Raw genomic sequence first — 9,518 nt, forward strand, 5'->3', positions numbered from 1 at the left:
GGAACAGGAACACCACCACAATCACGATCAACACCGCCTCGAACAGGGTTTTCACCACTTCGTCGATCGAGGCCTGGATGAACAACGTGGCGTCGTAGGCAATTTCACCTTTGAGGTTGGGCGGCAACTGGGCATCCAGGTCCGGCATGATCTTGCGCACTTCCTTGATCACGTCCAGCGGGTTGGCGCCGGGCGTGGCCTTGATGCCGATGTACACCGAAGGCGTGCCACCAAAGGAGCTGATGGTGTCGTAGTTCTCCGCGCCCATCTCAACCCGCGCCACATCACTCAACAGCACCCGACTGTCGCCCTCGATCTTCAGTGGGATCGCCGCAAAGGCTTCGGCGGATTTGAGCTCGGTGTTGGCGTTGATGCTGGTCACCACGTACTCGCCTTTCAGCTCGCCGGCGGCGGACAGGAAGTTGTACCGGCGCACTGCGTTGGTCACGTCGCTGGCGGTCAAGCCGAAACCGGCAAGCTTCACCGGGTCCAGCCACAGGCGCATGGCAAACACCTGATTGCCGAGAATCTCGGCTTCGGCCATGCCCGGCAGGGTCGCCAGTTTCGGCTGAATGACCCGCGACAGATAATCGGTGATCTGCGGGTTGCTCAATTCCTTACTGAAGTAACTGATGTACATGAGTGCCGAGGCGTCGGCCGATTCCTTGCTCAGCACCGGGTCTTCGGCGTCCTGCGGCAGTTGGTTCTTCACCTCGTTGGCTTTGGCCAGCAGTTCGGTGAACAAACGGTCGCTGTTGGCGCCAATGCGCGCGTAGATCGAGATCACCGAGAAGTTCTGGCGACTGACCGAAGTCATGTAGTCGATACCCTCGGCGCTGGCCAGACTCTGCTGCATCGGTTGGGTGATGTAGCCCTGAATGGTTTCGGCGTTGGCCCCGGGGTACGCGGTCGTCACCGTGATCAGGGCGTTCTCCATGACCGGGTATTGGCGCAGCGGCAATTTGCTCCAGGCCTGAAAGCCCAGCAGCACTATCAACAGGCTGACCACGGTCGCTAGGACCGGGCGGCGGATGAACGGGTCGGTAAAAGCCATGGGGATTCCTTGATCAGTCCGCGCGCGGCTGACTGTTCTTCTCGGCTAGGGTCTTGTCATCGCTGATCGCGATGGGCGCACCGTTGTCCAGTTTGATCTGGCCGGCTGTGACCACTTTTTCGCCGTCCTGCACACCTTTGGTAATGATCGCCAGCCCATCGCGGCGTTCGCCGGTTTCGATGAAACGTCGTTCGGCGATCAGGATCGGCTCGCCCTTGTCGTTCTTTTCGACACTGCCGTCTTCGGCTTTTTTCTGCGCGACCACGTAAAGCGAATTGCCGTAGAGGGTGTAGGTGATCGCGCTTTCCGGCACGACGACGCGTGGCTGCGGGTTGGGCAACAGCACCTGCAGGCTGGCGAACATGCCGGGCAACAGTTTGCCGTCGGGGTTGGCCAAGGTGGCGCGCACCTGCATGTTGCGCGTGCTGCTCTCGAGTTTCGGGTTGATCGCGCTTATGGTGCCGGGGAAGGTTTGGGACGGATAGGCCGCGACAATGATTTGGACCGGCTGGCCAATGGCGATTTTCGGCACCGACTGCTCGGGCACGAAGAAGTCGACATAGAGGCTGCTGAGGTCTTGCAGGGTGGCAATCATGGTGCCGGTGGCGACATAGTCGCCGACGTCCACCTGACGGATGCCGATGGTCCCGCTGAAGGGCGCGACGATGCTCTTTTTGCCAAGCGCAGCCTTGAGCTGATTGACCGTGGCCTTGTTCTTTTTCTGCACGGCCGACAGTCGGTCGAATTCGCCTTTGGAAATGGCCTGGCTGCCGACCAGTTGGCTACCGCGACCATAATCGAGTTGGGCCAGCCCGAGGTCGGCCAGCGCCGTTTCCAGCAAGGCACTTTCCACGGCGCTGTCGAGTCGCAGGAGAGGTTGACCGGCCTTGACCTTCTGCCCTGACTCGAATTGCAAATCGATGACGGTGCCGTCGGTCTCCAGGCTCAGATCCACGCCTTGCAAGGCCTTGAGCGTGCCGACGGTAGGCAGGCGAGCTTGCCACGGACGTTCGGTGGCCGTGGCCACAGCGACATTGATCGGTGGTTTTGGCGCAGAGAAGCCTTGAATCATCGTGTAGATGGAGAAGGCTTTATAAGCGGCCAGGACCAGCACGATCAGCAAAACAACACCCAACATGATCAGCATGCGGCGACGCAGCATATTTCCAGTTCCTTGGAGAAAATCAGGTGAGACAGAGAGGCACATTACCCCGAGTAGGCGAGTGATTCCAGCTGGCACATTTCACAGTCAGGCCAGCAAATGACTATCAGTCAGGGAATAGAGGGGCTGAACACAAACCTGTGGCGACGGGGCTTGCCCCCGTTGGGTCGCGAAGCGGCCCCAAAAACTGCGAGAGTGGTGTGTCAGGTACACCGCGTGCCAATGTTTTACGACTGCTTCGCAGCCGAACGGGGGCGAGCCCCCTCGCCACAGGACAAGYCCGCCACCGGGGAACGTGTCTAGATGARATGCAGGTGGTTGTCCCAGAGCCCCGCCGGCAGTTCAAGGGGTTTGGCAACAAGGTTGGTCTGGCGGCAATCGTAGTAGCGGCAGCGGCCTTGGCCCGAGGTCACGACAAAACCATCAGCCACGGCGCCGACCCCGGCGCAATCGGGAAGGGGGGCATCCAGGCGCACTTCGCCGCTGTCCAGGTCCCAGATGAAAAAGCGGTTGCCCCGTGGCGCGGTCAACGCCACCAGGCGCAGATCGCTGTGCACCGCGACACTGGCGGTGTAATGCCCCATCGCCTGCAACTGATGCTCGGGCACCGGGAACGCCACGAACGGTTGGCCGGGACGCTTGATCGCCAAAAGTTCCGACGACTCATGGGATGGCCCCATGAATTGCTGACCGGCAACGATGGTGCCGTCGCTGGCGATGCCCAAATGCCGCACGCTGTTCATCTGCTGGGCCAGGGTTTCCTTGCTCAACAAGGTGCCGTCGCGCTGCATCAACACCAGGCTTGGCTCCATGGCGTTGAGGTTCATCTCGACCCGGCTTTCGGCCTCGGTACGAATGCCGCCGTTGGCCACGACCAGGGTTTCACCATCGGGCATCCACGACACCTGATGCGGGCCGATGCCATGGGTGGAGATCTCGCCGCTGTGCACCAACCGCTCGCCCTCGAACTTATACACACCCAACAAGCCACGGCCCGGATCGGACGTGTCGTTCTCGGTGGCGTACAACCAGTCGCCGCTCTTGTGAATCACCGCGTGACCGTAGAAATGCCGGTTCGGCTGCGAGGTCACGGTTTGCAGCAGCGTGCCGTCACGCAAGTCGATCAGGTAGCTCTCGGTGCCCGGACGACGGGCGACGAACAGCGCAATCGACAGCGTCGGGTGGTTGATGATGTCGTGGCAACGCTGTCCGACCTGGGTGGCGAACACTCGGGTGCCGTCCAGCCGATAGCCAACGGCGTAATGCTTGCCGTCGGTATCGTCCCGCGCCGACAGCAGCAGCGGGCTTTTGTCCTTTTGCTTGAACAGCGTCCAGCCGCCCAGTGTCACTGCTCCCAGCAGCAAGCTACCTAAAGTCAGAGCCTGACGTCGCAGCATGGCACTCGTCCTCATCAGTCACCGTCGTTGGCGTTAAAGCCCAGTTGAATGCCCAGCGCCTTGGCCAGTTCGCCTTCGTGCAGGCGATGGACGACGTTGAGGCTGTCGTACAGATCGTTGAGTTGCTGGCGACCGGCATCGTCGTTGAGCATTTCGGTCAGCGTGCGCTGGTTGCTGGCGAACAGCTTCAGCGAGGCAGCGTAGGCGGCATCGATCTTGTCAGCCAACGGTTTCTGCTCGCTCGGCAACAGACCGCGCAGGCCTTTGTTGTCGACGCCTTCCCATACCGTTTTGGCGGCGGCGAGGCTGGCTTCCAGACCGGCCAGGGACGACTGGCTGCGCCATGCATCCGCCTGGAACGGTTGTGGCACGCCCTTAGTCTGACGGCCCATCGGCGTGCCGAGTTTTTTCTTCAGGCTGTCGAGGGCGGTGACCTGCACGCGCAGCAGATCGGCGATGGCTTCGTGGGAGTCGGCGTAGCGCTGGTTCGGGAACTTGYTCATTTGCGCGAGCATGCCGTCGGTGTTGTTCCAGCTTTTCAGAATCTCTTCGGCCAGTTGTTTCTGACGCTCACCAATCGCGATCAACAGCGGGCAGTACTTGGCTTTCTGTTCAGCGTTGGCTACATCAGGCTTGCTGTCGAACAGGATGTATTCATAGGCCGAGAGACCCTGAACCACAACACTGGACTTGGCCAAGGCAACGGCATCGATCTGCGGCTGTGCGGTGACCAGTTGCTCGACCTGACGGCCGACGAGGTTTTTCTTGTCCGGCCAGAACTGCACCTGCCAGGCGCGATTGCCCTCGGCCAGCGGCCCGATCAGCAGCGGTTGCAACTCGGCCCAGGCTTTCTGCGCGTGCAGGAAATCGGCGCGGGCGGTGTCGAGGTTTTCCTTGCCTTCGCAGTAGGCGAGGGCGCTTACAGCCAATTGGCGGTCGGCTTCAACCCAGCGGGTGTACGTCGGCAGGATCACCGATTTGGCGATGGCGGCCGATGTCACGGCTTGTGGGTCCTGCGGTGAACAGGCACCCAGTGCGAGTGCGGCCAGGCTGGTGAACAACAATTTGGGGCGGAACATGTCGGGCTCCCGATTCTTTACAAGAGTTTAAAGAGAATTCAAAAACGCCAGCAACGCAGCGCGCTGCTCGGCATTGAAAGACAAAACCTGTTCACGCGCAGCCTGAGCTTCGCCGCCATGCCAGAGCACGGCTTCGAGCAGATTGCGCGCGCGGCCATCATGCAAAAACTGGGTGTGGCCGCTGACCGCTTGCGTCAGGCCGATGCCCCACAACGGCGGGGTGCGCCAGTCGCGGCCACTGGCCTGGAATTCAGTGCGGTTGTCGGCCAGGCCGTCGCCCATGTCATGCAGCAGCAGATCGCTGTAGGGGCGAATCACTTGATTGGCCAGTTCAGGTTCGGCGGCATTGGCGGCGGTAGTGTATTTCGGCGTGTGGCAGGACTGACATCCCGCCTGGAAAAACAGAGTCTTGCCGGCCAGCACTTGCGGCGCACTGACATCGCGGCGGGCCGGTACGGCAAGGTTGCGGCTGTAGAACAGCACCAGGCGCAGAATGTTATCGCTGACTTCTGGCTCGCCATCTGGGCCATTGCCATTCGGCGCCTGTTTGCAGGCGGTTTGCGCGTCGGTGCAGTCATCGAAGGGTCTCAGGCTGGTTGTGAGGCCCATATCCCCTGAAAACGCGTGAACATTCTGTTGATTGAGGTTCGGTTGCCCGGCTTTCCAGCCAAATCGGCCGAAGACGGTCTTCTGTTGCACGTCATCCCAGACCCGGTTCGGGCGCCCGGCGATGCCGTTTTTGTCCTTGGCCTGCGCCTCGGCGTTTGCCAGGATCGCCTCGTCGGGGATCGCTTCGAGCAAGCCCAGGCCAATCATTGGCGGGGCGACGCGCGCCGAAAAACGGGTCTCGGGGTGCATCGGGCCGTAGCCCAGTTGAGTGATGTTCAGGCTCGGCTTGCGAAGTTCGACTTCGGTGCCGTCCTTGAAACGCACCGGAACGGGCGTGTAATCGACACGCACTTTGCCTTCCGGGGTTACGCCGGGCACGGCCATGTCCTGGAACTGGCCACCGTAGACCGGCTCAGGCACCACGCCGAGCTGTTCGATGACGTTGGCAAAGGCCGGTGCGTTGGGGATCGACAGGCGCACGAGCATCGACACTGCATTCGGTGCGTCAGGCGTCGGCGGATGGCCGCGGCCGTCCTTGATGTGGCAGCCCTGGCAGGCGTTGGTGTTGAACAATGGGCCGAGGCCGTCACGAGCGGTGGTGGTCGACGGGGCGATTACCCAGGGGTTGCGGAAGAAACTGTTGCCGACGCTGAAGTCCACACGCCGTGATGGCGACAGGTTGGCAGACGGCAGGGAAAACGAGTTCTGATCTGTCTTGCGCACGGTCGCGCTGCCACCGGACCGGGCTTCGCCGGGTTCGGCCTTGGTAAAACGCGGGGCGTCATCGCAGGCACTCAGGCACAGGGCCAGCATCAGTGCGGACAAGCGAAGAAGCAGCGGGGGCATCAGACATCCTGCAAGACGAGCAAAACAAAGGCGCAAAGTTTAACAGGGCAGGGGAGTTTGAATAAGAGGAATTATCGTTTACTTGATGTGGGGCAGGGTTTGATCGTTCCCACGCAGAGCGTGGGAACGATCGGCGACCTAAAGGTCGCCTTCTTGTGCAGCCAGCGTTGATCAGAATTCGTGATCAGCGTTGTCCGGGTTCAGGTCGCTGATCCCCAGTTTGCCAGCGGCGGCTTCGATCGAACCGGTCTGCTTGACCAGCGAAGCGATGGCGTCACGGACGATCTGGTTGCCAGCGGTGTTGCCGGCAGCGATCAGTTGGTCGTAGTGCTCACCCTTGTTGGCGTGATCGACGATGACCTGCATCTTGGCTTCGGTTGCAGCCAGGTCGGCTTTCAGTGCGGTGTCGGCAGCCGGGTCGGCCTTGGCCACCAGGGACGACAGGCTGGCGCCAGTCATTTTGGTGCCGTCAACGCGGGTGTATTCGCCCAGATACACGTTACGAATGCCTTTGGCATCGTAGAACTGCGAGTTGTGGGTGTTGTCGCTGAAGCAGTCGTGTTCGTCTTCCGGGGAGTTGGCTTCCAGGGAAACCTTCATGCGCTCGCCCGCCAGTTCGCCCAAGGACAGGCTGCCCATGCCGAACAGCATTTTGCGCAGGCCCGAATCAACCGGCTCGGCTTCCAGGGTGGCGCGGTAGTTGTCGGCCACGTTTGGTTTCCAGTTAGCGACCATTTCTTCCAGGTCGCTGACCAGCAGTTGGGTCACGGACTTCAGGTAAGCGCGGCGACGATCGTTGTGACCGCCGGTTGCGCCTTTGCCTTCCAGGTAATCGGAAGCAGGACGGTTGCCGGCGCCAGGGCCAGTGCCGTTCAGGTCCTGGCCCCAGAGCAGGAATTCGATGGCGTGGTAGCCGGTGGCGACGTTGGCTTCGGAACCGCCCAGCTCGTTCAAACTGGCGAGTTTTGCCGGGGTGATGTCTTTCACGTCGATCTTGTCTTCGCCGACCTGAACCTGGGTGTTGGCGATGATGTTGGCCGTGGCGCCCGGGTTACCCAGTGCGTGTTCGTAGGATTTGTCGACGTAGTCGATCAGGCCTTCGTCCAGTGGCCAGGCGTTAACCTGACCTTCCCAATCGTCGATGATGGTGTTGCCGAAGCGGAACACTTCGCTCTGCAGGTAAGGAACACGGGCAGCAATCCATGCAGCCTTGGCGGCTTTCAGGGTGTCGGCGTTCGGCTTGGCGAGGAAGGCGTCAACAGCGGTTTGCAGGGTCTTCGCGGTGGATTCGGCATCGCTGTAGACGGCGAAGACGATGTCGGCGTAATTCGCGACAACGGCTTTGGCGGCGGCTTCATCGACTTTACTGACAGCGGCAGGAGCGACAGCAGGCGCCGGTGCAGCAGCGGCAGTGCTGGCGGCCGGAGCAGGCGCAGCGGCGGTCTTGTCTTTGCCTTCGCCGCAACCGGCGAGGGAAATAGCGATGGCCAACAGACTGGCGGTAGCCAGAGGCATACGAATCATGGCGAACATCCTGCTTCAAGAGGGGTGGACTGGCGCTTCACGTGCGCAAAACTGCGACATAATGCAAATCTTTCGCATTATGTGTAAAGGGTGCAGGTGGAAATATTTCTTATTCACGCGAGCGTTGTGTCGTGGATCAAAAGATCGCAGCCTCGTTTCAGATAACTACAATATTGCCGCGTTACTGCGTTGGGCCTGTTTCAGGTAGGCGGTCAACTCCCGGGCCGGCAACGGTTTACTGTAGAAGTAGCCCTGACCTTCGTGGCAGCCTTCGGAGATGATGTAGGCCTCTTGCTCGGCAGTCTCGACGCCTTCGGCAATCACTTGCATGCCCAGGCTCTTGCCCAGCTGAATGATCGCGCGAACGATGGTTGCATCGTCGTCGTCATCGATCAGGTCCTGCACGAAGCTCTTGTCGATCTTGATCTTGTCCAGCGGCAGGCTTTTCAGATAACTCAGTGACGAATAGCCGGTGCCGAAGTCATCGATGGCGATTAATGCGCCGGAGCGACGCAGACTCAGCAGGTGCTGGGCGGCCGTGCTGATGTCTTCCATCAGGCCCGTTTCGGTCACTTCCAGTTCCAGGCTACGGGGTGGCAAACGGTACATTTGCAGCAGGTTGTTCACCACGCGAGGCAGCTCGGCGTGGTGCAACTGCACGGTGGACAGGTTCGCCGCCATGCGCAGGTCGGGGAAGCCCTGGTCGTGCCAGTCGCGCAATTGCTTGCAGGCTTGATCCAGCACCCACTCGCCAATGGCAATGATGGTGCCGTTCTTTTCGGCCAGCGGAATGAACAGGTCCGGTGGCACCAGACCATGCTCGGGATGCTGCCAGCGAATCAACGCCTCGACGCCTACCACGCTGTGATCGCGGTAGCTGATTTGGGGTTGGTAGAGGAGGAAGAACTGATCGCGGGCCAGCGCATCGCGCAGGTCCTTCTCCAGTTCGCGACGACGGCGCATTTCTGTGTCGACGCTGGCGATGTAGAACTGATAACGGTTGCGCGAACGGGTCTTGGCCAGGGTCATCGTCTGTTCGGCTTTTTGCAGCAGCTTCTCGGTGCTGTCACCGTCCTCGGGAAACAAGGTGATGCCGATGGTCGCGCGCAGGCGGATTTCCTGATGATCGAGGGCAAACGCCGCTTCCAGGTCATCGAGAATGCTTTGCGCCAGTTCGGCCGCTTCGTAAGGTTGTTCGATATCGGCCTGGACCAGAGCGAACTGGTCACCGCCCAGACGGGCGAGGGCGCCGAGGCGGCCACTGTGACCCCGCAGGCGATCAGCCAAGGCCAGCAACAGTTGGTCGCCGGTCTGGTAACTGAATTGTTCGTTGATGCCTTTGAAGTCATCCAGACCGACCACCAGTACTGCGACTCGCCGTTGCAACTTACCGGCGTCGACCAGGATCTTGTCCAGTTGTTGCTGCAATTGCTGGCGGTTCGGCAAACCGGTCAGGAAGTCGTACTGGGCCATGCGCAACAGACTGTTTTCCGCTTCGTGACGCAGGTGGGTGTTGCGTTCAATGGATTCGAGCAACTGGTTGGCAGTGTTGATCCAGATCCCCAGTTCGTTCTTTTCGTGGCCCTTGAGGTGCGGAATTTTGTGTTCGCTGGGGCGATCCGGATTGATTTCGGTCAGGTGTTGGATGATCCGCGATAACGGTTTGGTCAGCAGCCAGTGATACACCAGGTACAGCACCAGGCCCATTGCCAGGGCGCGCAACACGCCGGCGATGAAGATGATCACAGAATTAACGATGAACCCCTGCCCGTAGGTGGCGGTGTCGAGGGTGATGCTCAGGTCGCCGTAATATTCACTGTAAGGGCCGCGACCGACCAGTTGAGTGG

Annotated in this window: 7 protein-coding genes; all 7 read right to left on the reverse strand. The window is 60.5% G+C overall.

From position 1 onward, the window contains the following. Window positions 1–1,054 (reverse strand): efflux RND transporter permease subunit (locus tag AC1DRJ_RS13685; protein WP_477802626.1); only part of this gene is annotated, 1,054 nt, incomplete at its 3' end. 13 nt (window positions 1,055–1,067) lie between these two features. Beyond that, the gene (locus AC1DRJ_RS13690; RefSeq protein WP_477802627.1) at window positions 1,068–2,216 is read right to left on the reverse strand and encodes an efflux RND transporter periplasmic adaptor subunit; all 1,149 of its coding nucleotides are present in this window, start codon (window positions 2,214–2,216) and stop codon (window positions 1,068–1,070) included. Between the two features lie 299 nt (window positions 2,217–2,515). Beyond that, entirely contained in the window at window positions 2,516–3,613 is a 1,098-nt protein-coding gene (locus tag AC1DRJ_RS13695; protein WP_477802628.1) for a DUF1513 domain-containing protein, read from the reverse strand. Window positions 3,614–3,627: 14 nt separating this feature from the next. Further along, window positions 3,628–4,692: an imelysin family protein gene (locus AC1DRJ_RS13700; RefSeq protein WP_477802629.1), complete on the reverse strand. Its 1,065-nt coding sequence runs from the start codon at window positions 4,690–4,692 to the stop codon at window positions 3,628–3,630. Between the two features lie 27 nt (window positions 4,693–4,719). Next, window positions 4,720–6,147: a di-heme oxidoreductase family protein gene (locus AC1DRJ_RS13705; RefSeq protein ID WP_477802630.1), complete on the reverse strand. Its 1,428-nt coding sequence runs from the start codon at window positions 6,145–6,147 to the stop codon at window positions 4,720–4,722. Window positions 6,148–6,318: 171 nt separating this feature from the next. Continuing rightward, a complete protein-coding gene (locus AC1DRJ_RS13710) occupies window positions 6,319–7,671 on the reverse strand; it encodes an imelysin family protein (RefSeq protein WP_477802631.1) in 1,353 nt (450 codons plus the stop codon). A 165-nt stretch (window positions 7,672–7,836) separates the two neighbouring features. Continuing rightward, window positions 7,837–9,518 (reverse strand): putative bifunctional diguanylate cyclase/phosphodiesterase (locus tag AC1DRJ_RS13715; RefSeq protein ID WP_477802632.1); only part of this gene is annotated, 1,682 nt, incomplete at its 5' end.

This window comes from Pseudomonas sp. P5_B2 (genome assembly GCF_056400445.1).

Excerpts from the sequence above, each read along its gene's own strand:
- AC1DRJ_RS13690 (WP_477802627.1), bottom strand. The coding sequence starts at position 2,216 with ATGCTGCGTCGCCGCATGCTGATCATGTTGGGTGTTGTTTTGCTGATC.
- AC1DRJ_RS13705 (WP_477802630.1), bottom strand. The coding sequence starts at position 6,147 with ATGCCCCCGCTGCTTCTTCGCTTGTCCGCACTGATGCTGGCCCTGTGC.
- AC1DRJ_RS13710 (WP_477802631.1), bottom strand. The coding sequence starts at position 7,671 with ATGATTCGTATGCCTCTGGCTACCGCCAGTCTGTTGGCCATCGCTATT.